The organism is Vibrio kagoshimensis, assembly GCF_050337535.1.
GTDB classification, from domain to species: domain Bacteria; phylum Pseudomonadota; class Gammaproteobacteria; order Enterobacterales; family Vibrionaceae; genus Vibrio; species Vibrio gallaecicus.
Genome location: NZ_JAKJSZ010000016.1, coordinates 56442 through 79156 on the forward strand (window position 1 = coordinate 56442; position 22715 = coordinate 79156).

A 22715-nucleotide genomic window follows, 5' to 3' on the forward strand; every position below is an offset into this window, starting at 1 on the left:
TAGTCAGTCTCAAGTTGATAGGTTTAAGGATGATTACGAATGCCTGCTCATGGTCACTTGGTTGAAGTCAATCCAGCCATTGGCTAAGAGTTCCACAGGGTTGACAGTATCGGCTTGGTTGAGTTGTTGCTTTACGTGAAAAATAGGTCGGTAAACACCGGATTGTATAAGGCTCTTCTCCATTTCAAGAAACGCACATTGCCTTTGTTGTTCATTGTTTAAGTCCCACAGCTTTTCTAGCTGTTCTGAACGCCACTCTTTTTGTTCTTGGGTAAAACAGATTTCCAGAGGAGGGGTGCTTAGTAGCCAGCCCATCCAGCTACTGTTTGTATTATCGTAAAATACCGCCCCTGAGATAATGATGTCTGCGCTTTTTAGGTTTTCTTGTAAACAAAAATCAGGAAACTCTAATACCTGATATTCACAGGCAATTCCTGCCGAACTCAGCCATTCATAGTAGTGTTTCGCCATTTTTATATGGTCAAAGAGTTGATAGGTTAGAATTTTTATAGGCTGCTTGGAATGCTTTAATCCATCCGCTAAAAGTTGTGCGGCTTTAGTTTTTGCTGGTGCCGCATTTTCAGCTGTTGTTTTCTCAACGGTTGCTTGATTAACGGATGTTTGCTCTATTTCTGTATTTTTCTCCGTCCCCAAGAGGTCGCCTGATTGGTAAAGCATTCCAGATGCGGGTCTTATTTCATCTTTAGATATGTTTTTGGATACCCCAATCAACTGCAATAATTCACTTAAATCCTGCCTATGCTTAATGCTGCTTAACCAAGGGTGGTTATGCGCATTGATTAAGGCGTATTCACAGCCGGACTCCCACTGTTCAGACTCTTTAAATGTCAGGTTGGATGCTTCTTGATAGTGTGGATGCGAATGAACAATATCGCAGTGCATTTCGTAATCTTTGGCTTTATCGCCTACATTCCACATTTCCACTGCATCTACCCAAGGGCGGTGTCCGTGATAATGTTTGAATGCCTCAAGACGGGTTAGCCATTTTGATTGTTCTACTAATTGGAAGCTACCACTGCCGATGATCTTCCCACTTGATACTTTTGTTATGCCAGCCGGTGTCGTCGACAAAAGTGACTCTATATAACCAGTGTAATGTTTGGCTTCAAAAGAGAGGTGGTATGGGCTGGTTACCTCGATATTTGAGATACACTCAAACAGACTTTTGTTTGTGGTATTTTCAGTCTTCAGACGTTGGAAGTGTTTTTTGATATCTTGCGCGAAAATAGAGGAGCCATCGTGAAAAAAAATACCTTTACGTAAGGTAAAGAACCAGCAGTTTCCTTCCCTGTGCCATTGAATCGCAAGGTCACCGTCAAAAGTCATGGAGGAAGGATTGTAGCGAATGAGGTTACTGTATAAGTAATTGGCAATATGGCTTTCTGTTCTTCGGGATATCTCAATTGAATCGAGGCAGTGAGTACCGCGATAGAAAGGGATTTGTAGAATATCTAATGTGCCTGGCGAGGTCTGGTAGCGGCTTATGTAGCTAAGTAAGCAAAGGTCGCGTTTGTCCTCTTCAACAAACTCTAAAGCTTGGTCTACTTTGTTTTCGGCAAGCAAACTGTCAACATGCTTTTCTATTGCCTCGTTTACACATTTAATTAATGTGACCTTAGGTAAATTTCCACGACCAACTCCGGGTTTCCAATCAATCCACCCTTCTTCAACTAATTTTTTGATCAATAGCTGTGCATTGCGTCTAGTACACCCTAAGGATTTCGAAAGGTTATCTAACGGCATGTGTATGGAGTGGTTCAAGGTCAATTGAGTTCTAAAAAAGGCTAAGGCTTTCCAATAATACATAAAGGTGAAATTCCATTTTTATCTTTCTATTTTTCTTCATCTTTTAATCTTGATAATAGAGGCATCGGGTTACTTTTAAAAGGAAAGAAAATGGAAGCTGATAACCGTGTTGCTTTGCCCCCTTCAATATGGAAAAGCTCACGCTTTGTCATTTTGTTCTCAACCGCCTTTTTTGTGGCATTCGGATCGAAAATATATGACTTAGCTTTGCCTTTATTAGTGTATGAACTCACCCAATCTTCTCAGATGATGGGGTGGATGCGAGCTGTCGAGTTTCTGCCTAACTTGTTACTCGCACTGTTTATTGGGGTATGGGTAGATAGGTTCAATAAGAAGAACTGGTCCCAATGTATGTTGATTGGGCAAATGGCGGTGTTAGTTATGTCGTATCTGGCAGTTCGCTGGTTGGCTGACCCACTGTATGTTTTATTTCCATGCGCATTTTTGATGATGGCATTTAACTATGGCTACCATAATGCTCGAATGGGGATGATTAAAAATGTATTGCCTCACCAATTACAGAATACTGCGACCGCAAGAATGAGTGCTCTCTACAATCTACTTGAGACGGTTGGTCCTGTGTTATCTGGTGGGCTACTTCTGCTTTCAGCTCTGCATAATGTGTTTCTGCTGGTCGCATTGTTGTATTTATTGGCTTTCTTTCAGTTAAATAAATTGAAATTTGAAGCGACGAAGCCCATTCAGCACTCCTCTGTTTTCGTGGCATTAAAAGAGGGCTGGCGTGTCTTGTACGCTAATAAAAATATGTGGCACATCACGTTGGTGGTTATGGTGATCAACACCACAGGCGCAGTTTTTTGGATTCAAGCGATATACTTCTCTAAATCTGAGCTTGAATTAAGCCATATAGAAGTTGGCTACTTGATTGCAGCTTCTGGTATTGGTGGGTTAGTTGGTTCATTCACTGCTGATAAAGTAAGAAGGCGAGTAGGGCTTGGCGCGTTATTAATTGTCTCTATTGCATTAGAAGCGCTGGGTTTTTTACTGCCTGTTTTGCATAGTTTACTTTTTGCGGATGATTTATTTCTTAATGGATATTTGAGTAATGTGCATTTCAGAAACGGGCAATGGGTATTAATGATCTCCTTCTTATGGGTCAGTGCAGTCGGTATTTATAGCAGCATTTGTATTTGGAGTTATCGACAAGAAGCCTTTGAAGAACAGCATTTAGGGCGAGTAGCCGGGATCACAGGATCACTGTTTAAGCTCTTGATGCCATTTGGCTTAGCGGGTTCTGGTTATTTAGTGGCGGCTTATGGCGTACATACTGCGTTTGTACTTTGTTTTTCACTGCAAGTGATAGCTGCACTATGGCTAGCAACAACGAAGGTTCGCGCTATTCGCTAATCACGAATGTTGGGAGTGGCCCCCCTTCGGTGACAAGAATGAAATGAGATAATGATATTTTGAGTAACGTTCGGTTTATAGAAAGCGAACATTACTCAACCTGAATGGTACTTATCGTAAATCAGCTTAAACTCGGTTATCACCGCAGCTATAAGCAATGATCTGGCTTATTTCACTTAAGCTTCGCCCAGATTGCTGTTGCCACTCATTAAATGCTTTATTTGCAGCTTGGTGAGCTCTTTTGGTATCTCGACCACTATCGATAATCCCTGTATTACGTAAATGAGACTCCACATCTGAACTGAGAATAAAAGTATCTTTACCCATTTGGCGTAGAGTATATGCCCCGGTATTTCCACCTAATCGTTTACCGTTTTTCTTCAAATATGCCCATAGCTCTGTAATATTTTCGTCTGGCCAGTAAGCGACCATTTCCGAAAATGAATTAGCTTCACGTTTCGCTGCATTGATCATCATGGCATTAGCTGGAATAGTCATGACTTTCGTAAGGTGGCGAATGATGCGCGGATCTTGGGATTTCGACTCCCACATTTCGTTAGGAAGCATGAGCATTTTTTCTATGTCGAAATTGAAAAAGACCTCCTCGAAATTCGGCCATTTTTTGCGTACTACATCCCAAGATATCCCGCACTGGAAAACCTTCTCAGTGAAAGCTGCCAACCAGCGGTCGTCAGTAATTTTCGCTATTTCGTCAGCGCTTAGTGGCTTGTAGATTAATTGTTCGAGTAATTCTTCCCCACCTTTACGGTGTGCTGCGCGTTCGTAAATTGAATCAAACTTTTCTAGTGGCATGACTGCTCCAAGCTATGGACTTCTGGAGATTAGTATTGGGGCAGATTTATTAAAATCAAATTGTGATGTCCGTCTGCTGTATTTTTAACCAATGATTGGGGATGTGCTATGTTTAGTGAGATAGCGTTCATTTAGCAATATAAAACAAAGGGATAGGTTATGACGTTTGATTGGGTTGAATGGTTTGGCTACTTAGCATCACTGGTTGTTTTAGTGTCTTTGACAATGACATCCATTGTGAAACTCAGAGTCATTAACTTTATTGGCTGTTTACTGTTTGCAGCGTTTGCTTACTTTATAGATTCATGGCCAACAATGTTGATGAATTTAGGCATTGCAGGGATCAATGTGCACTATCTTTATCAACTCCGAAAGGCAAATGAAACGTTCAAGTTAGTTGCTACTTCTGTAGATTCTGAATACTTCTCTCACTTTGTGGAAAGTAATCAAACCGACATAGAAAAACAAATTCCTATAGAGCAACTTAAAACCGCGAATACTTCATTTTACATGTTAAGGAATAACAGTATTGCCGGCGTGTTAGTGGGCGAAACCGATGAAGGTGGCTGCATGAACATTTTGCTAGATTTCGTCACCCCTGAGTTCCGTGACTTCAAGTTAGGGCATTATTACTACGAAGCTCACCCTGAAGTGATGAAAGCACGGGGAATTACTTCACTACAAGCGATGGCTGCCAATGATGATCACCGCCGTTATCTGGAAGCTGTAGGCTTTTCGTATGACACAGGTGCCGACGGAGAAAAAGCCTTCATCAAGATTCTGTAGTGAGGTAGGAAGTACTTATTATTAAGGATCAAAATGTGTGAGGTAAGATTGATTTATTCATATCAAGCCCGTAATAACAATATGATTCCATTTTAAAATACATTTTAACGGAAAATAAAAAGAGTAATTCATTATGTATTACTCTTTTTTATTTTTTAAATATAGGGTTATTTAAAGTTAGTAAGTGGTTACGTAACAACGTTATGCTTATTTTAATAATATTATCACTTAATTTTCCATTCTACATAGGCATCGATTAAATACACATTTCTTATGGTTATTGAGATCTTAATCACGCATAACGCAACCGGTTGCGCTTTTAGTTTATAAATTGATCGTTTAAGATTCATACAACACTTTGATTACGATTATTTTTAGATTGGAGAGCAAGATGAAAAAGATTTTATTGTGCTGTAGTGCCGGTATGTCTACGAGTATGTTAGTAAAAAAAATGCAAGAAGCCGCGGCTTCTCGAAATGTTGAATGCCATATAGAAGCAGTGTCTGTGAGTGCATTTAATGACTTAATCCAGGAGTACGATGTATGTTTACTGGGTCCCCAAGTTCGATTCCAAAAGGATGAACTCCAAAAAGTGGCTGACCGCTATAACAAAAAAGTAGAAGCCATACCTGCAATGACTTATGGAATGATGAAAGGTGATGAAGCGTTAACACAAGCCTTAGACCTTATTCCGAGTTAATTAAAAGCAACTATTTTAAGAAATAATAAAATTTCATTTATACCTGCATAAATATGTGGGTAGGAATAAGTATATTTAAAAAAGGACTTTAGCTATGTCGTTTTATAATATGGTTATTAACTTTGTTGAAAATAAAATAGCACCCATTGCTATTAAAGTTGGTAATCAAAAACATGTGAGAGCAATGCGTGACGGTTTTATTGTCGCGATGCCATTTATTATTGTGGGAAGTTTCGCTTTAGTCTTTGCTTTCCCTCCATTCTCGGAAGACACGACGAACAGCTTCGGCCGCGCTTGGCTCGATTTTGCGAGCGCTAATTTCGACAATATTATGATGCCCTTCAATATGACGATGGGGATTATGGCGGTGTTTGTTTCCATAGGTATTGGCTATAACTTAGCTCGTGCTTATAGTATGGATGGCATTACCAATGGTGCTTTAGCTTTGATGACCTTCCTTTTAGTCGCCTCGCCAGCTTCTGAAGGTGCACTTTCAATGGGGCATTTGTCTGGTACGGGCATATTTACCGCCGTTATCAGTGCCTTCTTTGCGGTCGAGCTGAATCGAATCCTTCAGAAGTACAACATCACCATAAAACTTCCCGAGCAGGTGCCGCCAGCTATTGCTCGATCGTTTGAAGTGCTGATCCCTATTGTGTTTATTTACCTAACGGTTTTCCCTTTAAGCTTATATCTTCAAGCTGAGTTTAATATGCTTATTCCAGACCTAGTTCTTGAAGCATTTCGTCCATTAGTTAGCGCATCCAACACTTTACCAGCCATCATTGGTGCCTTGTTATTGTGTCAGCTACTTTGGTTTGCGGGAATTCATGGCGCAGCAATTGTCGTTGGTCTGCTTTCGCCAATTTTCCTAACAAACATTAGTGCTAACCAAGAAGCGTATTTAGCGGGTGAGACAATTCCTAATGTGTTCACTCAACCGTTTTGGGATTTCTATATTTTCATCGGTGGCTCGGGTGCAACGTTAGCGTTAGTGCTCTTGATGATTTTCAGCCGTTCAGTGCACTTACGCAGTTTAGGACGCATGAGCTTTGTTCCTGGAATGTTTCAAATCAACGAGCCGGTTATTTTCGGTAGCCCGCTGGTCTTGAACCCAACCTTGTTTATACCTTTCGTTTTTGCTCCTGTCTTAAACGCCATTGTTGCTTACACAGCCGTGCACATGGGCTTTGTCGGCATGGGCGTATCGCAAACAGCTTGGACTGCTCCTGCCTTTTTAGGTGCATCGTGGGGCTCTGGGTGGACCATTTCCCCCGTAATATTAGTGGGTGTTTTATTAGTGATGGATCTGTTCATCTACTTGCCCTTTTTCAAAATGTTCGAAAAGCAATTACTTAAGCAAGAAGGCGAAGCTGAACAAGCGAAAAAAGAAGCCGAATCAGCGGCAGGCGCTGGCGTTACCGCTTAATTTAAATGAGCGAGTGATGGGGTGACAGCTAAGTCGAACTTTGTCTCTAGCACTCGTCTCAACGTTTAAGTTAACGGTTTACTATCAAAGAATTACATTGCAAGGCAGAGATTAAGTTCAGCCTTACTCGATATTATTTTGGAGTTAACCATGAGTGTTCAAGAAAACCAGAATACCTCTGTAGAAATCGATCAAGAACAAGTTGTAATGGAAATCATCGTCAATGCTGGTGAAGCTCGGAGCTTATGTTTTGAAGCATTACAACAAGCTCGAAAAGGTGAATTTGACGTCGCGAGAGAAAATATTAAGCGTTCTCGAGAGTGCATCAATAAAGCGCACCTTACGCAAACTAAGCTGATTGAATTGGATCAGGGTGAAGGGAAAGTCCCTATGACGTTAGTGATGGTTCATGCGCAAGATCATCTAATGACGACGATTGTTGTCCAAGAACTCGCAACAGAAATGTTGGAAGTTCATCTTAAATTAGATAGCCAGCAACGAGAGCATGATGCTTTGGTTTCTAAACTTCAGACTGCTGATGTATAGGTGAAAATATGACACAAACAACAAGTAAAAAGCAGCATCTTAAAGTTGTGATTATTGGTGGTGGCAGTAGTTATACCCCAGAATTGATAGAAGGTATTATTAACCGTCATCAGCAACTGCCGATTAATGAAGTGCATTTGGTTGATGTGACTGCTGGCCGAGACAAGCTCTACATTATTGAAGCTTTAGCTAAACGCATGATTGAGCGTTCAGGCTTGAATATTGAGGTAAAAGCCACTCTGAATCGAAGAGAAGCGATTGAAGGGGCTGATTTTATCATGACTCAATTCCGAGTCGGGGGGCTTTATGCTCGGGCGAATGATGAAAAAATCCCATTAAAGTACGGTGTGATCGGCCAGGAAACTACGGGCGCAGGTGGTTTTGCTAAAGCATTGCGAACCATCCCTGTCATCCTGGATATTTGCAAAGATATTGAAGAACTGGCTCCAGATGCATGGATGCTGAACTTCACAAACCCTGCAGGCTTGGTCACTGAAGCGATTCTTAAATACAGCTCAGTAAAAACGATAGGGCTGTGCAATGTCCCTGTCTCAATGCAGATGATGATCGCTGAAATGATGGCGTGCAAACCAGAGCAACTTTCTCTTGAATGCGCCGGCTTAAATCATTTGTTGTGGGCTCATAAAGTCTGGTTAGAAGGCAAAGATATAACGTCAACCGTGCTTGAAAAAGTAGGGGACGGTGCTAACTTCAGTATGAAAAACATCTTTGAAGAACCGTGGAATCCGGATTTTTTACAGTCGCTAGGTGCCATCCCGTGCCCTTACCACCGTTACTTCTATCAAACCGATGCAATGTTAGCAGAAGAGAAGCAAGCGGCAGAAAGTGAAGGTACCCGAGCTGAACAAGTGATGAAAACAGAAGCTGAGCTGTTTGAGTTGTATAAAGATGTTCAGCTGGATGAAAAACCCAAGCTATTGGAAGAACGCGGTGGTGCGTATTATTCCGATGCTTCACTCAATCTAGTGGATGCACTGTATAACAATTTGAATACGATTAATGTTGTTAATGTACGCAATAACGGTGCTATCCCTGCGTTACCAAATGATGCCGTTATTGAGTGTAGTGCGGTGATAGGAAGTTGGGGAGCAAAACCTTTGGCATTTGGTTCATTCTCTCCTGCTATTACTGGGCTCATTACTCAAGTAAAAGCGTATGAACAATTGGCGGTCGAAGCTGCGGTTCATGGCGATTATGATAAAGGGCTGATGGCTTTAACGTGTAATCCATTGGTTCAAGATATCAATAAAGCGAAGAATATTTTAGATGAGATATTGAAGGTGAATTATGACTACTTACCGCAGTTTTATAGCAAAAAAGTCGCGCAAGATGTACCGACTTAATCTAGCCATAGTAGTAAGATGACATTTGCCTAGTTAGCTTTGATTAATATGAGAAAACGTAATACAAGCAAGGCTAAAATACTTAAAAATTTTATTAGTAAAAAGCTATTATTGGCAGGCTTAATATCGGTGTGAGCATGGATCACGCCGATATTGATGAGTTGAAGTTGTGATAAACGGTCACTTATAAAGGATTTAAGATGTACGTTATATTCAATGCGGATGATTATGGGCTGAGCCAAGGAGTCAACACCGGCATTATTTACTCCTCCAATCAGGGCGTGGTTCGTTCCACAACATTAATGGTAGGGATGGAAGCTCAAAACCATGGTATTGATTTACTGACGACCGCACCTTATCTGAAGCTTGGTTTGCATTTTAGGCTAACAGCGGGATCTGCTTTATCATCTCTAAGTAGCCTCACAGACAATCATGGTCAGTTCCTTACACAAGACCGCTTTTGGCCGAGAACTCAGTTCAATGAAAATGAGTTGTTTGATGAGCTGAGTTTACAAGTTGAGCAGTTCAAAAAAACGGGCGCGACTCTGAGCCATATCGATAGCCATCACCATGTTCACACTCACCCTCAAGTACTCCCTGTCGTATTGGAAGTGGCAAAATTGCATAGAGTACCGGTTAGAGGTCAAAGACAAATCTCTGGTGATATATCTTTAAAGAGCTACTGTTTTAGCGATGTGTTTTATGGTGATTCTGTAGGCGTGGATACAATTGTAAAAGAGATCAAACGGCTTCAAACGAACACTGATGTGCTGGAATTTATGTGTCACCCTGCTCACCTTGATGAATCACTTAAAGCGCAGAGCAGCTATTACCATCAACGAGAGGTAGAGCTGAACATTCTAACAAGTGAGCAACTCAAAGAAGCGCTCCATGAAGCACAAGTAACGGTGACGGATTATTCAATATTGAATGAATAACAGCATCCACATCAAATATTAAGATTTTAGCAGCCTGCCAGCTATTGCCCCCTTTTAGTCAAAAGACAAATAATACAGGCAGGTTGCTACTCCATTTCAGTGCATTCTATTTCAATTTATCAACGGTGATACATTCTAGGTAAAAGAATGAAAGGCGCCGTTTATTAAGGTACAGAACTTTACATGGCAAGGATTAAAGACGTTGCAGAACTTGCAGGCGTAAACCGTTCCACCGTTTCTAGGATCATTAACGGCGAAGGGAAATTTAGAGCGGATACGGTTCGTAAAGTAGAAGCGGCAATGGCAGAACTTGATTATCGCCCCAGCGCAATTGCACGTTCATTAGCAACATCATCTTCCAACATGATTGGCTTGTTGGTCACCTATTACACGGGTGGATTCTTCGGAGAGATGATGGATCAAGTACAAGCAGAACTTGATTTAAATAAGAAGTTTTTAATCACGGCGCAAGGCCACCAAACGGAAGCTGGCGAGCGAGAAGCAATCCAAAGGTTTAATGATTTGCGATGTGATGGTTATGTTCTGAATAGTCGTCATTTAAGTGATGACGAGCTTAGAGAGCTTGCGAAAAAACCAACTCCATTTGTACTCGTTGACCGTTTAGTCGAGGGTTTAGAATCACGTTGTGTCACATTTGATCATGTTGAGGCAGCAAAAGCAGCCGTTGAACATCTGATTGAACAGGGGCATAAAATCATAGGTTGTATTGCAGGTTCACCGAATCGATTATCGAGCCAATTAAGAACCCAAGGGTACCGTGAAGCGTTGAAGCAAGATGGTTTGCTAATTTCTGAAGATCTTGAAGATGCTGGTGATTATCGTCAAGCCAGTGGGTACCATGCCGCGAAGAGGCTGTATGAGGCAAACCCTAATATGACGGCCATTTTTTCATGCAGTGAAGACATGACATCAGGAGCAGTTCAGTTTTTCCATGAACAAGGTATTAAGATTCCTGAGCAAGTTGCACTCATCAGTTTTGATAGCATCGACAGGTGTGAAATGTATTACCCTAAGGTTTCCTCTGTTCATTTTCCTATCAGTGACATGGCACGCCTCGCAGTTGAAGTTTTAATGAAACAAATCAACAACCAACCCATTGAGGCACACCATCAATTGCCACATGAACTACGAATCCGTAATAGCAGCACAGTCTCGTAGGCTTCATTGAAGGCTAAAGAATTCCAAGCGTTTTAAGCTTCCGGTAAATGGTATTTCGGCTGACACCCAGTATGCGTGAAGTCTTACTGATATTACCTTGGTTAGCTTGATAGGTTTGAACCAAGGTATCTTCAACCGCGGCTTTTAAATTTGTTCCTTCTGACATAAAGCCATTTGTTGGATGAGTCTTAAGTTGCAATGCGTGATGCTGTGGTGAACTTACATGATAAGCGGCTTCAGACGTGCATGCTGTTTTCAAATGTTGAGCTAAATGATTTGGGACATGCTCTAAAGTCAATTGAGGCTCACCAGAAGACAGCAAAGCTGTCACTTTTAATAAGTTGTCTAACTCCCGAATATTTCCTGGCCAGGAATACGTACAAAGACGTTCCATTAGGCTAGGGCAAATAGTTTGGTTGTGCTCTGCGTATTTTTGATGGATCGTTTTAATGAGCGCTGGCTTATCGTCTCTTTCTTTTAAGCTTGGTAAGTGGAATGCCAGTCCATTCAATCGGTAGTAGAGATCTTGTCTAAACTCTCCACTTTCAACTAGTTGCTCTAGGTTTTTGTGGGTGGCGGCAATGATTTGGCAATCCACATTGATACTTTGGTTTGATCCAACCGGTACAACGGACTTGTCTTGTAAGACATGCAATAACCGACATTGTGCTTCTAATGGCATGTCGGCGATTTCGTCTAAAAACAAAATGCCTTTGTCCGCTTGCCTTATCTTCCCTTGGTAGCCTTTATGGCTTGCGCCTGTAAAGGCTCCGGGCGCATAGCCAAATAATTCTGATTCGATTAAATCTTTTGGTAACGCCCCACAATTCACCGCCACTAATGGTGCCGATTTTCGCTGGCTTTGCTTGTGTAAAGCCTTGACGAATTCGCCTTTACCTACGCCCGTTTCCCCAAGAATTAATAAGCTAATGTCTTTGTCGATAACCTTATTCGCTTGTTGCCAAACGTGTTCAATATGGTGATCACCGTGGTGTAAATCGCAAGACATAGTTAAAGCGCGAGTCCGTTTAGGTGGGGCTTGCAGTTGCTGCTTTTCAAACACAAAGGAAGATTCAGAGAACGGCTTTTCGAATAGTGATTCAATAGACTCACCGACCACGGATGTTTGTTCTAACAACTGGGAAGCGACTTGATTGTGCGCAAGTATTTGCCCCGTTTTATCAGCAATTACAATCCCTTGCCAGCCACTGTGCAGCAGTGATTTTTCATACGCTAAATCAATGCGAATAGTGCCTTGTGGGATATGGCTGAGTAACTGATTTTCGATAAGTTGAATCATGTTCTGTACGAGCAGTTGAACCGTTGAGTTGTGTTGCTGCTGTTCACTGGTGATATCCAAGATACCGATCATTTGCCCTTGATGATCAAAAATGGGGCAAGCGGAGCAACTTATGAACCGATGCTGGTGGATAAAATGCTGGTCTCCAATAATGGATACAGGCTTAGCCTCAACGATGGCTGTGCCGATTGCATTGGTCCCTTTAAGTTGTTCTTGCCAGCAAGCACCAGAACTTAATGCGATTGTAGTCAGCTTCTCCTTAAATTTTTCCTGTCCCCAACTTGCCAATATTACGCCTTCAACATCGGTCAAAATTAAACGACTATCACTACGCGCAAACATTTGATTAAACAAGGGTAGTGCGACTTGCTTGACGATTTGGATAAGGTTAGCCGAGCCGTATCTTCGCTCTTTTAGAAGAGATTGAGGTAAGCGAATATCTTCTGGGAGACGCCTTTGTTTTAGACCTGCTTCACTGCTGCGCCCCCAAGAGGATGAGAGCCAGTCAGAAGTGGATGTGTGCTTCAATGAGGTTTTGGATTGTTGAAGTTGCATGACCGTTCCAAGCTGTGACAGTTAGGGTGTTCCAAAGTGGGACACTTGAACACTGAGACACTTCCTCTACCACAGTTCAAAGTTAATACACTTCAGGTTGTTATTGTTTGGTAATCATAGTTTTACATTTTATTAACAACAAGTTTTGAAGTATTGGCGTGTGATTTGCGTTGTTACTGGTGTGAGAAAAACACGGAACAACCATGTTTTAAACACATTACGTTTAAAAAACGGAATAGAAATCAATAACTCAAACAGAATTGAAAGTGGAAGGATCTAACTATGATTTATGCGCAGCCGGGTAGTGAAAATGCAGTGGTGAACTTTAAAGCTCAATACGATAACTTTATCGGCGGTGAGTGGGTGAAGCCTGTAAGTGGCGAATACTTTGACAATATTTCACCCGTCAATGGTGAACCTTATTGCCAAGTGGCACGATCTACGGAAGCCGATATTTCTTTAGCGTTAGATGCAGCGCATGCGGCGAGAGCTAGTTGGGCAAGCACAAGTGTTACTGAACGCTCAAATATTTTACTGAAAATAGCCGATCGAATTGAAGCAAACTTAGAAGAAATTGCGGTTGCTGAAACTTGGGAAAATGGCAAACCTGTACGTGAAACTTTGGCTGCTGATATTCCTTTAGTCGTTGATCATTTCCGTTACTTTGCGGGTTGTATTAGAGCGCAAGAAGGCAGCGCAGCAGAGCTGGATTCAAACACCGCAAGTTATCATTTCCCTGAACCAATTGGTGTGGTCGGGCAGATCATCCCTTGGAACTTCCCAATCTTAATGGCGGCTTGGAAACTTGCGCCTGCGTTAGCGGCTGGTTGTTGTATTGTTTTAAAACCAGCAGAGCAGACTCCCACCTCTATTTTGGTATTAATGGAAAAAATTTCAGACCTTCTTCCTGCTGGTGTTATCAATGTCGTGAATGGCTTTGGTAGCGAAGCTGGTCAAGCGTTAGCAACCAGTGATCGCATTGCTAAATTGGCTTTCACAGGCTCAACTGAAGTGGGTCACCATATACTGAAATGTGCCGCTGAAAGCTTGATTCCATCAACGGTTGAATTGGGCGGTAAGTCTCCGAATATCTATTTCCCTGATATTTTCAACCATGAAGATGAGTACCTAGATAAATGTGTTGAAGGCATGCTGCTGGCATTCTTTAACCAAGGAGAAGTGTGTACTTGTCCATCACGCGTGCTGATTCATGAATCGGTTTACGATAAGTTTATTGCGAAGGTGGTTGAAAGAGCGCAAACCATTAAACAAGGCAACCCACTGGATACCGACACGCAAGTGGGCGCTCAAGCTTCAAAAGAGCAGTTTGATAAGATCCTAAGTTATCTGGAAATTGGTCGTCAAGAAGGGGCAAAAGTACTGACTGGCGGTGAAATTGCTCAACAACCAGATGATTTGGGTAACGGCTATTATATTCAACCAACGATGTTGGAAGGCAACAATAAGATGCGAGTGTTCCAAGAAGAAATTTTTGGTCCTGTTATTGCCGTAACTACCTTTAAAGATGAAGCTGAAGCATTGGCGATTGCCAATGATACCGAGTATGGCTTGGGTGCAGGGGTGTGGACTCGTGATGCAAACCTAGCGTATCGAATGGGGCGTAAAATTGAAGCAGGACGTATTTGGGTGAACTGCTACCACGCTTACCCTGCGCATGCAGCATTCGGCGGGTACAAGAAATCGGGCATTGGACGTGAAACTCATAAGATGATGCTAGATCACTACCAAAACACTAAAAACTTATTGATCAGTTACGACACTAACCCACTTGGCTTTTTCTAATCGAGTAGCGAATAATTGCTCAACAAAACTGACCTAGTCAACAAGCTTAAGCCATTGAACTGATCTACAGAACTTGGCTATTGAATAAAGATGGAATAACAACACAGTTGGTTTAACTAATCAAAAGCGCCACATTCGTATGAAGTGGCGTTTTTTTTCAGAAAAAATGATTATAGAAAAAAGTGCGATGAGCTTTATAACTCGTTATGAGAAAAGAAGATTTCTTGCTTCTTATGAAGCCCGTGATTCCCTTCTACTTTAACTTTCTCTAAGCCTTTCTTACCCACTAATGCGCGGACCATTTGGCGGTTAAATGGGAAGTTCTTCTCGTCTTCAATGAACTCATCCACTGAAATCCACTTAGCTTCAGCTATTTCATGAGTATCTTGAATGTCGATGTCTTGAGAATCTGCCGTTAGGTGACAAATGAAGTACAAGTTCGACTTACCAAATTGGTAGGGGTGCTTTGTTGTCATGCCTACTACGGACTGAAATGTGGCTTTCACGCCCGTTTCTTCTAGTGTTTCTCTAATGATGGATTCTTCAATATTTTCTGCTAATTCAATGTGCCCACCTGGTAGCTTATAACCTGTCATCCCATGTTCTTTGATAACGAGAAGTTCATGATCATCATTGGTAATTAATGCGCCAGCCCCAAGAGTGTGAGTGGGGATGAAAGGTACAAAAGAGACTGAATCGGATTTATGAACCAGTGTGATTTCAGCTTCAAGGCAATTGTGAAAAACAAACCCAGCTTGAGTCGCTACAGGAATCAATTGGGATTGAGAGATCGGTAAGCTAAGCCAAGTGATTCCTTTTCGGTTTTCTGACGAAAACTGTAAGATCTCGGTCAGCTCTTGCTCAAAAATTTTGGTGTCATTTGGCACACTTGCCACATCAATAATGATGCCGTTAAATTTATCGAGAATGAATTCCACTGGCTTTCCTTATCTTCTATTTATGAGGCTTAGGCGTTTTTTAAATGCTTTAAAGTATCCGTTAACGAAGGCAGTATCGTATGACCTAAAGCTTTGACTTCATCGCATGGCTCTACAAGGTCAGGTACTTGAAAGGTCATCATATTGGCTGCGACAGCTGCGCGAGTACCGTTGTTTGAATCTTCAAATGCGAGACATTTTTCTGGAGCTACGCCAAGACGTTCTGCTGCGAGCAAGTAGATTTCAGGATGAGGTTTACCATGAGTAACTTCGCAGCCTGTACTTAATGATGTGAAGTAGGAATCTAGCCCTGCTAATTTGAGTTTTACCTCTGCAAGGTCAAGTTGTGTGGAAGTTGCGACTGCGATAGGAATGTTTTTTGATTTGAGCCATTCCAGGAGTTCGATCACTCCTTCTTTCACGGGAATAGCTTGGTGTTTTACTATGTTGCTGTATCGAGTGCGCCACTCGTTATTGAGTGCTGGATAATCGAGATCTTTGCCGTAGCCCTTACGGAATAATTGCTCAATCGTTTTTGCATTACAGCCAATAATATTGAGATACACGTCTTTTAGGAATGGTACACCTTGGGCTCGGCATGCTTCTTCAAAAATACGCATACAAACCCGTTCAGTGTCGAGGAGTAATCCATCCATATCGAAAATGGCAGCTTGGAAATTCATGTGGTGACTTCTTTCTCAAAATTATGTGAAGCCCGCATTCTTACATAAGCCTAGTTCATCTTCTATAGCGAAGTTAGGAGAACCCTCATTTGAATTTTTAGCACTTCCAATTGGATTAGTAGAACCAGCCAGTTCGAAACGAAACACCAACAATGACAAAGCAGATAGATAAAATGGTGACAGGGACAATATGCCAAGCCATGGTTTTGAGAGTGTCAGGTGATAAGTTGGGTATGACTCTAAATCTCGCGCTTAAGGCAAAGCAAAAAGTGATGAACAAAAGAGAAAATTTAAGCCAAAGTACGTGAGTGATAGGGTTTGAGAAATCAGTCCATTGGTTAATGTCAGGCAACATATGGAAGGCAAGCATTATGCCTGTAACGATCTGTGTTACGAGGGCAGGCATCCCAATTTTTTCATAGACAGATTCAAACTTGAGTAACTCTTCAGGCGATCGTTCTTTTAATACTCGGGGTAATACGACAACTGAAAGTACGATATGCCCGCCAGTCCAAATGGTGGCGCCCAATACGTGCAGTAATAGCAATATTCCAAACATAGTTAATTCACTTTAGGAAATGATAACTCACCTTATATTAATGAGAATCATTTCCAAATGAGCCAAGTCAAAGTTACGGTCTATTTATAAAATTATTGATTGGCATTGTGCGTGTGAATATATTGGCAGAGGTGTGCGTAAGGGTTACCTAATGTATCGAGCATTGATACTTACATACCAGTGTTGCAGTTTTCCATCGGATTTTTCAATCCAAAGATCATTCGTGTACTGCTCTATTTTCCCGTTCACACTGAGAGAAAATGTGTTCTCATCGAATTCGCCCAGTTTGGCAAACTTATCTGTGGTGATGAGGAAAGGTTCCATATCTTCAATATCACTTACGTCAGAAACCACGTAGTAATGGTAAGTGAATGGCATGCTGGCATCGTTCGGGTTATTTCGGTAAGAAACCAGTTTAAATGGCTTGGTTAAAGGTACGTCGAGTACTTGTTTATCTAAAATGGAAGGCGTAGGGATAAAAAGCCAAGCGGTAAATAAACCACTGAGTAAGACGACAATAAAGAAAAGAACTTTTGCCGTTTTTAGTGCGAGTTTTGTATTCATTGCAAACCTTGCTGTATAGCAACCATTACTAATAGGGTGACAGTAACATCAATAAAAATAAGGTTGCTATGGTAACAGGTTTTTATTCCAAGCTTACTTGTTTAAGTAGGCGGCGTGGAACTCAATGTGGTCACTGATGAAGGTAGAGATAAAGAAATAGCTATGATCATAACCGGGCTGCATGCGCAGTTCTAAATCTGTATTGTTCACTTTGGCTGCTTCTATCAATTGCTCAGGTTTTAGCTGCTCTACTAAGAAGTTATCCGCTTCACCTTGGTCAACCAAAATTGGAAGTTCAATGCTATGTTCTTTCATCAATTCTGAAGCGTCATACTGCTTCCAAGACTCAATGTCACTGCCTAGGTACTGGCTGAACGCTTTTTGCCCCCAAGGGCATTGCATTGGGTTACTGATCGGGCTGAATGCTGAAATAGAACGATAGCTATCCGAATTTTTGATACCAATGGTCAGTGCACCATGCCCGCCCATGCTGTGTCCTGAAATCGACTTGATTGCCGTTACTGGAAAGTAAGCTTCAATTAGCGCTGGAAGTTCTGTCACGATGTAGTCATACATGTGGTAGTGATCATTCCAAGGTGCTTGAGTTGCGTTTAGGTAAAAGCCCGCGCCTTGACCCATATCGTAACTTTCATCATTTGGCACATTTTCACCGCGAGGGCTAGTGTCAGGTGCAACTATCGCAATGCCTTGCTCGGCAGCTGCTTTGAAAGCATTGGCTTTTTGCATGAAATTTTCGTCTGTGCAGGTTAAGCCAGATAACCAGTATAAAACGGGAACTGGGTTTTCTTTGCTTGCATTCGGCGGTAAAAAGATAGCAAAACGCATATTGCAGTTAAGAGTGGCAGAGTGGTGGCTGTATTGTTTGTGCCAACCGTCGGCAACTTTTGCTTGGCTGATATTTTCGATAGACATGATGATTAAGCCTTTGATATTGGAATAGCCGCTCTTAGAGAAGAACGGCTATTAGGTAAAGCGAAGTTAAGTTACTTATTCATGTTTAAGTGATTTATCTGTATTTAAGTCACTTGCTGATGTTTAAGCTATTTATCCTTACTTAGGTTATTTATCCATGTGTAGAACAGTACGGATAGACTCACCTTTGTGCATTAGGTCGAACGCTTCATTTACGTCTTGCAGACCCATAGTGTGAGTAATGAACTCTTGTAAGCCAAACTCACCAGCCATGTAACGGTTTACGATTTCTGGAAGCTCAGAGCGGCCTTTAACACCACCGAATGCAGAACCACGCCATACACGACCAGTCACTAGTTGGAATGGACGAGTTGCGATCTCTTGACCAGCACCAGCAACACCGATGATTACAGATTCGCCCCAACCTTTGTGGCAGCACTCAAGTGCTTGACGCATAACGTTTACGTTACCAATACACTCGAAAGAGTATTCAACGCCGCCGTCTGTCATATCAACAATCACTTCTTGAATTGGCTTATCGAATTTCGTTGGGTTGATGCAGTCAGTTGCGCCAAGCTGTTTTGCTAGCTCGAATTTACTCTCGTTGATATCAACACCGATGATGCGGTCTGCACCAGCCATGCGAGCACCAATGATTGCAGACAGACCGATACCACCAAGACCGAATACAGCAACGTTGTCGCCTTTTTCTACTTTAGCCGTGTTTAATACCGCGCCCATGCCCGTTGTTACACCACAGCCTAGAAGACAAACTTCTTCAAGTGGTGCGTCTTTAGATACTTTTGCTAACGAGATTTCTGGAAGTACTGTGTACTCAGAGAACGTTGAGCAACCCATGTAATGGAAAATCGTTTCGCCATTGATAGAGAAACGGCTCGTTCCATCTGGCATTAAGCCTTTACCTTGAGTCTCACGTACTGCTTGGCAAAGGTTTGTTTTGCCAGACTTACAGAATTTACATTCGCCACATTCCGCAGTGTAAAGTGGGATAACATGGTCGCCAACTTCAACACTGGTTACGCCTTCGCCTATCATTTCAACAATGCCGCCACCTTCGTGACCAAGGATTGATGGGAAGATACCTTCTGGATCGTCACCTGATAATGTGAATGCGTCAGTGTGACATACGCCAGTCGCGACGATGCGAACAAGAACTTCACCAGCTTTTGGAAGTTGAACATCAACTTCTTCCATTTTAAGTGCTTCACCGGCTGCCCAAGCAACCATAGCTTTAGATTTAATAGATGTTTGACCTGGTTTGATTTCAAGTGCCATTGGAGTTTTCCTTTATTAGTCAGTGAAGCGGAAGCTTCATTCGGCTTAAAGCAACGGTTTAAACTGAGTAACCCAGTTTTGTGTTTTAAGCGTAGTTGAGCTTGTTTGTTTCCGCTCTCTCGTTTTGTTGGGGCTAGTATAGAGTTTTGTATTGGTTTGATAATCCCACCAAATGGAAAATCATTATTACGTATGTGTAATAATTAAAGTGTAAGTCAAAATGAAAATACGAAACCAAAGTGAGAAATAGGGCTCTTAGGAAATCGTTTTTGAATCGCAGTCATTTCATTACCTCCATTATTTTATTGCCTTCCGACCGTATAGAAACTTTAACCAGCACAGCTTTACCTCAAATCATGACATCAACAAAAAACGTTAAACTTTTAACGGTTTTTCTTTTGCTGGTTGAGACATTTGTAACTCTATTTTTGCATGTGGTGTATTACGCTGTTTAAATTATGAACGAGTGCCTGTCTTAGGTATGCGCTTATGGGGATTTGAATTTAATTGGAAATATTATTAGGGTATGTGACTCAGTTGCTGCTCTTGTCAATACTTTCAATATTTTCAATTGCTTGCATTTATAAAATCTGTAACTATCAAGTGGTATTTTGTATATTAAGATAATCATTAGGGCTTACTCTGCTGCCTGAATATTGGGGGCATGACCTAGAAAGAATGGTTACTTTGGTGCCGCACGATTTAACTTATGCCTTGATTCGAACGATCTATTAGTACCAATACTCAATGGGTACAAATGATTAAATGGATGGCGTATTGATAAAATCGTGCAGCAGTATTGTGTTAGGTATTAACGTCAAAAGGCTAAATAACGATGAATTGGACATTAAGTGAATTACAAGCGTTCTTAAGTGAACATCAAGGTTGGAGCGTAGAGGAAGCTGAACAATCGTTAGTTATCAAAAATGAAGATGGAATCAACGCTTTCTTAGCCGTTTCTGGTGAGCAAATTTTGGTTGAAGTTTTACTGTTCGCTCAAGCGGATGTAAAAGATATTCCTGTGTTGAATGAAACCATTCTGCGTACGCATAAAATGTTCCCACTATCGACCATTGGCATTAATGATGTGAATGGCAATAGCTATTATACCGCGTTTGGTTCGTTGTCTTCGCAATCGAAGCAAGAGAGCATTGTTATTGAAGTCGCGACTTTGTTTAGAAACGTAGAAGCTTTCATCGACCTATATCAAGAATACCTATAAGGAGCCCGCTATGAGCGTATGGAAAAAATTAGTTACCGCAATCAAAGGTGGCGCTAACGAAGCAGCAGAAGCGGCAGCAGACAATCAAGCATTACGTATTCTTGATCAAGAGATTCGTGAAGCGAAAGAGGAACTTCGCCGTTCAGATGAAGCTTTGGTTAAAATCATCGCGAAGCGTAAGCTTTCTCAGAAAAAAGTCACAAGCTTTGATGCTGGAATCGCTGAATATGAAGGTCATGCTCGTTCAGCGATGGAAAAGGGGCAGCAAGAGTTAGCATTAGAATGTGCAACTAAAGTTGCGTCATTGCGTAATGAACAGCAAGCCGAAGAAACTTACTTACAGCAGTTCACGCAGTCGGATCAGTCGATGCGTGTCAACATAGCCCAAGCCAAAGATAAACTGCGTCAACTTGAGCAGCAAGTCGACGTTGTTAAAGCTAACGAAGCCGTTCAAAAAGCTCAAGCGGCAGTATCGGCGACGAATGTTGGTGCGAATGCCAAAATGCATACGGCGGTTGAATCTCTTGATCGTATTAAACGTCGTCAAGATGAAAGACAAGCTCAATTTGAAGCATCTGCGGAACTTCAAGAAGAACAATCTGGTAGCAGCTTAGACAAGAAGCTGGCAGAGGCTGGAATCAGTGGCGCAGGCAGCAGTTCAGCAGAAGATGAACTTGCGCGCATTCTAGGTAAGTAATCGTCAACTATTATTGAGTGCAATGCCGCCACGACGTTTATTTCATGCGTGGTGGCTTTATATTGCGCTCAATCTCTTTGACCATACACTCATATTACTGACTCACGACTTTGGAGAAAGCGATGTTTGGTTGGTTTAAGAAACAAAAAGAAGAGAAACCTCAACGCCCACAAGCACCGGAAGTACTTGGCCTTCGCTTAGGCGGCGCTTTTGAGCTTGACGATCTTAAGCTCAAAATTATAGAACCCGATCTAACCATTGAAGGGGCTGCTCGAACTCAGATAATCAAAGCGGTTGGTGAAGTTAAGCTCGATAGTCAAAGCCGTTTGCTGCGTTACTACACAGACGATGAAGGTTTTTTGCAAATACTTCAACACGGCACTGATGAATCTGGTGTTGAAGAAGTGAAGCTATGGTACTTCTATGAATCTAAACCCATTGATACTCAAGCCCGCTGGCAAGCTGTACTTGATAACGAGATCGTGACGGCGGAGAAAACATTAGAAGAACAAGTCTTCACTAAAGTCTGGGAAAACACTCGCCCTGTTCCTATGACAGAAACCACGTGGGATCAGTCTGGAAATATGACCACGACCGATCAATTTGTGATGGTGTATGAACGACAAGTTTCTGATGATCTTTTTGAGTCGCTTTTGGTCAGCGGTGAGGAAACGATTGTTAACAATCAGCATGACCGAAGTGTCGTGACGAGTACAGGCATCAACTTAACACCCACCGACTTTACATTAATCAGCTAAATTTAATTTTTATTTTCGCCATCAAGGAAGGCTCATGTCTCAACTATTGAACTCACTGGCAGGCTTAGGTGCATTCGCACTTTATTTTGCGCTGTCGATTTTTTTCTTATTACTATTCAAGTTCGTCTATATTCGCTGCACACCTTATGACGAGTGGAAGCTCGTTAAAGATGATAAAAACGTGGCAGCAGGTTTGACTTTATCTGGTGCATTCATCGGTTACAGCTTAGCCATTGCGGGTGCGGCAACTAATTCAGTTAACCTTATCGACTTTGCAGTTTGGGGTGTTGTTGCGTTAATTGCACAGCTGCTTGCTTTTGCTATCGTTCGTTTTGGTTTCATGCCTAAATTGGTTGATCGTATTAAAGATAATGAGATCCCTGCAGGTATTGTGATGGGCTCAATGTCGATTGCGATTGGTTTGCTAAACGCTGCTTGTATGACTTACTAGGAGGCG

Annotated in this window: 22 protein-coding genes; 13 read left to right on the top strand and 9 right to left on the bottom strand. The window is 41.8% G+C overall.

Annotation, left to right across the window (positions count from 1 at the left end; all coding sequences use genetic code 11):
- Nucleotides 1–33 precede the first annotated feature (33 nt).
- On the bottom strand, nucleotides 34–1827 hold the full coding sequence (locus tag L4C37_RS15675) for an ABC transporter substrate-binding protein (protein WP_429769125.1): 1794 nt from the start codon (nucleotides 1825–1827) through the stop codon (nucleotides 34–36).
- A gap of 90 nt (nucleotides 1828–1917) precedes the next feature.
- Here L4C37_RS15675 and L4C37_RS15680 point away from each other — a divergent pair, with 90 nt between their 5' ends.
- The gene (locus L4C37_RS15680) at nucleotides 1918–3195 is read left to right on the top strand and encodes an MFS transporter (protein WP_429769126.1); all 1278 of its coding nucleotides are present in this window, start codon (nucleotides 1918–1920) and stop codon (nucleotides 3193–3195) included.
- Between the two features lie 126 nt (nucleotides 3196–3321).
- Here L4C37_RS15680 and L4C37_RS15685 read toward each other — a convergent pair whose 3' ends face one another.
- Entirely contained in the window at nucleotides 3322–4008 is a 687-nt protein-coding gene (locus L4C37_RS15685; RefSeq protein WP_429769127.1) for a DNA-3-methyladenine glycosylase I, read from the bottom strand.
- Nucleotides 4009–4167: 159 nt separating this feature from the next.
- On the opposite strand from L4C37_RS15685, the gene L4C37_RS15690 reads away from it, so the two are divergent.
- From L4C37_RS15690 to L4C37_RS15720, 7 genes are all read left to right on the top strand, one after another.
- Nucleotides 4168–4794 (top strand): YgjV family protein, encoded by a 627-nt coding sequence (locus L4C37_RS15690; protein ID WP_137371670.1) that lies wholly within the window; start codon nucleotides 4168–4170, stop codon nucleotides 4792–4794.
- Between the two features lie 391 nt (nucleotides 4795–5185).
- Nucleotides 5186–5494: a PTS sugar transporter subunit IIB gene (locus L4C37_RS15695; protein ID WP_273293497.1), complete on the top strand. Its 309-nt coding sequence runs from the start codon at nucleotides 5186–5188 to the stop codon at nucleotides 5492–5494.
- 94 nt (nucleotides 5495–5588) lie between these two features.
- Nucleotides 5589–6923, top strand: a complete 1335-nt coding sequence (locus tag L4C37_RS15700) for a PTS sugar transporter subunit IIC (RefSeq protein ID WP_137371668.1) — start codon at nucleotides 5589–5591, stop codon at nucleotides 6921–6923.
- 186 nt (nucleotides 6924–7109) lie between these two features.
- On the top strand, nucleotides 7110–7469 hold the full coding sequence (locus tag L4C37_RS15705) for a PTS lactose/cellobiose transporter subunit IIA (RefSeq protein ID WP_137372245.1): 360 nt from the start codon (nucleotides 7110–7112) through the stop codon (nucleotides 7467–7469).
- 8 nt (nucleotides 7470–7477) lie between these two features.
- A complete protein-coding gene (locus tag L4C37_RS15710) occupies nucleotides 7478–8833 on the top strand; it encodes a 6-phospho-beta-glucosidase (RefSeq protein WP_273293496.1) in 1356 nt (451 codons plus the stop codon).
- Between the two features lie 200 nt (nucleotides 8834–9033).
- Nucleotides 9034–9771, top strand: coding sequence for a chitin disaccharide deacetylase (gene chbG, locus L4C37_RS15715; protein ID WP_429769128.1), 738 nt, complete (start codon nucleotides 9034–9036; stop codon nucleotides 9769–9771).
- Nucleotides 9772–9954: 183 nt separating this feature from the next.
- Nucleotides 9955–10950: a LacI family DNA-binding transcriptional regulator gene (locus L4C37_RS15720; protein WP_429769129.1), complete on the top strand. Its 996-nt coding sequence runs from the start codon at nucleotides 9955–9957 to the stop codon at nucleotides 10948–10950.
- Between the two features lie 13 nt (nucleotides 10951–10963).
- On the opposite strand, the gene L4C37_RS15725 is transcribed toward L4C37_RS15720, so the two are convergent.
- The gene (locus L4C37_RS15725; protein WP_429769130.1) at nucleotides 10964–12805 is read right to left on the bottom strand and encodes a sigma-54-dependent Fis family transcriptional regulator; all 1842 of its coding nucleotides are present in this window, start codon (nucleotides 12803–12805) and stop codon (nucleotides 10964–10966) included.
- A gap of 282 nt (nucleotides 12806–13087) precedes the next feature.
- Between L4C37_RS15725 and exaC the strand changes: the two genes are divergently transcribed.
- Nucleotides 13088–14608 carry an acetaldehyde dehydrogenase ExaC gene (gene exaC, locus L4C37_RS15730; RefSeq protein WP_429769131.1) on the top strand — a complete coding sequence of 507 codons (1521 nt, stop codon included), beginning with the start codon at nucleotides 13088–13090 and terminating at the stop codon, nucleotides 14606–14608.
- Between the two features lie 194 nt (nucleotides 14609–14802).
- On the opposite strand, the gene L4C37_RS15735 is transcribed toward exaC, so the two are convergent.
- The 6 genes from L4C37_RS15735 to L4C37_RS15760 form a co-directional block, all read right to left on the bottom strand.
- A complete protein-coding gene (locus L4C37_RS15735; protein WP_429769132.1) occupies nucleotides 14803–15546 on the bottom strand; it encodes an NUDIX hydrolase in 744 nt (247 codons plus the stop codon).
- A gap of 29 nt (nucleotides 15547–15575) precedes the next feature.
- Complete coding sequence (locus L4C37_RS15740; protein WP_429769133.1) at nucleotides 15576–16229, bottom strand: HAD family hydrolase; 654 nt, start codon at nucleotides 16227–16229, stop codon at nucleotides 15576–15578.
- 115 nt (nucleotides 16230–16344) lie between these two features.
- Nucleotides 16345–16788: a CopD family protein gene (locus L4C37_RS15745; RefSeq protein WP_429769134.1), complete on the bottom strand. Its 444-nt coding sequence runs from the start codon at nucleotides 16786–16788 to the stop codon at nucleotides 16345–16347.
- Between the two features lie 144 nt (nucleotides 16789–16932).
- Entirely contained in the window at nucleotides 16933–17352 is a 420-nt protein-coding gene (locus L4C37_RS15750) for a hypothetical protein (RefSeq protein ID WP_372265608.1), read from the bottom strand.
- Between the two features lie 93 nt (nucleotides 17353–17445).
- The gene (fghA, locus tag L4C37_RS15755) at nucleotides 17446–18285 is read right to left on the bottom strand and encodes an S-formylglutathione hydrolase (RefSeq protein ID WP_273293488.1); all 840 of its coding nucleotides are present in this window, start codon (nucleotides 18283–18285) and stop codon (nucleotides 17446–17448) included.
- A gap of 147 nt (nucleotides 18286–18432) precedes the next feature.
- Nucleotides 18433–19581, bottom strand: coding sequence for an S-(hydroxymethyl)glutathione dehydrogenase/class III alcohol dehydrogenase (locus L4C37_RS15760; protein WP_137371657.1), 1149 nt, complete (start codon nucleotides 19579–19581; stop codon nucleotides 18433–18435).
- Between the two features lie 835 nt (nucleotides 19582–20416).
- Between L4C37_RS15760 and L4C37_RS15765 the strand changes: the two genes are divergently transcribed.
- The 4 genes from L4C37_RS15765 (at nucleotide 20417) to L4C37_RS15780 (ending at nucleotide 22709) form a co-directional block, all read left to right on the top strand.
- The gene (locus tag L4C37_RS15765; protein ID WP_137371656.1) at nucleotides 20417–20803 is read left to right on the top strand and encodes a DUF2170 family protein; all 387 of its coding nucleotides are present in this window, start codon (nucleotides 20417–20419) and stop codon (nucleotides 20801–20803) included.
- Between the two features lie 10 nt (nucleotides 20804–20813).
- A complete protein-coding gene (locus tag L4C37_RS15770; protein ID WP_137371655.1) occupies nucleotides 20814–21500 on the top strand; it encodes a PspA/IM30 family protein in 687 nt (228 codons plus the stop codon).
- Nucleotides 21501–21622: 122 nt separating this feature from the next.
- Nucleotides 21623–22258, top strand: coding sequence for a YjfK family protein (locus tag L4C37_RS15775; RefSeq protein ID WP_137371654.1), 636 nt, complete (start codon nucleotides 21623–21625; stop codon nucleotides 22256–22258).
- Nucleotides 22259–22292: 34 nt separating this feature from the next.
- Nucleotides 22293–22709 carry a DUF350 domain-containing protein gene (locus L4C37_RS15780; protein WP_137371653.1) on the top strand — a complete coding sequence of 139 codons (417 nt, stop codon included), beginning with the start codon at nucleotides 22293–22295 and terminating at the stop codon, nucleotides 22707–22709.
- Nucleotides 22710–22715 lie beyond the last annotated feature (6 nt).

What these genes read in the sequence shown, in the direction of transcription:
- exaC (WP_429769131.1), top strand. Translation starts at nt 13,088, where the DNA reads ATGATTTATGCGCAGCCGGGTAGTGAAAATGCAGTGGTGAACTTTAAA.
- L4C37_RS15745 (WP_429769134.1), bottom strand. Translation starts at nt 16,788, where the DNA reads ATGTTTGGAATATTGCTATTACTGCACGTATTGGGCGCCACCATTTGG.
- L4C37_RS15780 (WP_137371653.1), top strand. Translation starts at nt 22,293, where the DNA reads ATGTCTCAACTATTGAACTCACTGGCAGGCTTAGGTGCATTCGCACTT.
- L4C37_RS15680 (WP_429769126.1), top strand. Translation starts at nt 1,918, where the DNA reads ATGGAAGCTGATAACCGTGTTGCTTTGCCCCCTTCAATATGGAAAAGC.
- L4C37_RS15710 (WP_273293496.1), top strand. Translation starts at nt 7,478, where the DNA reads ATGACACAAACAACAAGTAAAAAGCAGCATCTTAAAGTTGTGATTATT.
- L4C37_RS15700 (WP_137371668.1), top strand. Translation starts at nt 5,589, where the DNA reads ATGTCGTTTTATAATATGGTTATTAACTTTGTTGAAAATAAAATAGCA.
- chbG (WP_429769128.1), top strand. Translation starts at nt 9,034, where the DNA reads ATGTACGTTATATTCAATGCGGATGATTATGGGCTGAGCCAAGGAGTC.
- L4C37_RS15675 (WP_429769125.1), bottom strand. Translation starts at nt 1,827, where the DNA reads ATGTATTATTGGAAAGCCTTAGCCTTTTTTAGAACTCAATTGACCTTG.
- L4C37_RS15720 (WP_429769129.1), top strand. Translation starts at nt 9,955, where the DNA reads ATGGCAAGGATTAAAGACGTTGCAGAACTTGCAGGCGTAAACCGTTCC.
- L4C37_RS15690 (WP_137371670.1), top strand. Translation starts at nt 4,168, where the DNA reads ATGACGTTTGATTGGGTTGAATGGTTTGGCTACTTAGCATCACTGGTT.
- L4C37_RS15770 (WP_137371655.1), top strand. Translation starts at nt 20,814, where the DNA reads ATGAGCGTATGGAAAAAATTAGTTACCGCAATCAAAGGTGGCGCTAAC.
- fghA (WP_273293488.1), bottom strand. Translation starts at nt 18,285, where the DNA reads ATGTCTATCGAAAATATCAGCCAAGCAAAAGTTGCCGACGGTTGGCAC.
- L4C37_RS15750 (WP_372265608.1), bottom strand. Translation starts at nt 17,352, where the DNA reads ATGAATACAAAACTCGCACTAAAAACGGCAAAAGTTCTTTTCTTTATT.
- L4C37_RS15765 (WP_137371656.1), top strand. Translation starts at nt 20,417, where the DNA reads ATGAATTGGACATTAAGTGAATTACAAGCGTTCTTAAGTGAACATCAA.
- L4C37_RS15725 (WP_429769130.1), bottom strand. Translation starts at nt 12,805, where the DNA reads ATGCAACTTCAACAATCCAAAACCTCATTGAAGCACACATCCACTTCT.
- L4C37_RS15740 (WP_429769133.1), bottom strand. Translation starts at nt 16,229, where the DNA reads ATGAATTTCCAAGCTGCCATTTTCGATATGGATGGATTACTCCTCGAC.
- L4C37_RS15695 (WP_273293497.1), top strand. Translation starts at nt 5,186, where the DNA reads ATGAAAAAGATTTTATTGTGCTGTAGTGCCGGTATGTCTACGAGTATG.
- L4C37_RS15685 (WP_429769127.1), bottom strand. Translation starts at nt 4,008, where the DNA reads ATGCCACTAGAAAAGTTTGATTCAATTTACGAACGCGCAGCACACCGT.
- L4C37_RS15760 (WP_137371657.1), bottom strand. Translation starts at nt 19,581, where the DNA reads ATGGCACTTGAAATCAAACCAGGTCAAACATCTATTAAATCTAAAGCT.
- L4C37_RS15775 (WP_137371654.1), top strand. Translation starts at nt 21,623, where the DNA reads ATGTTTGGTTGGTTTAAGAAACAAAAAGAAGAGAAACCTCAACGCCCA.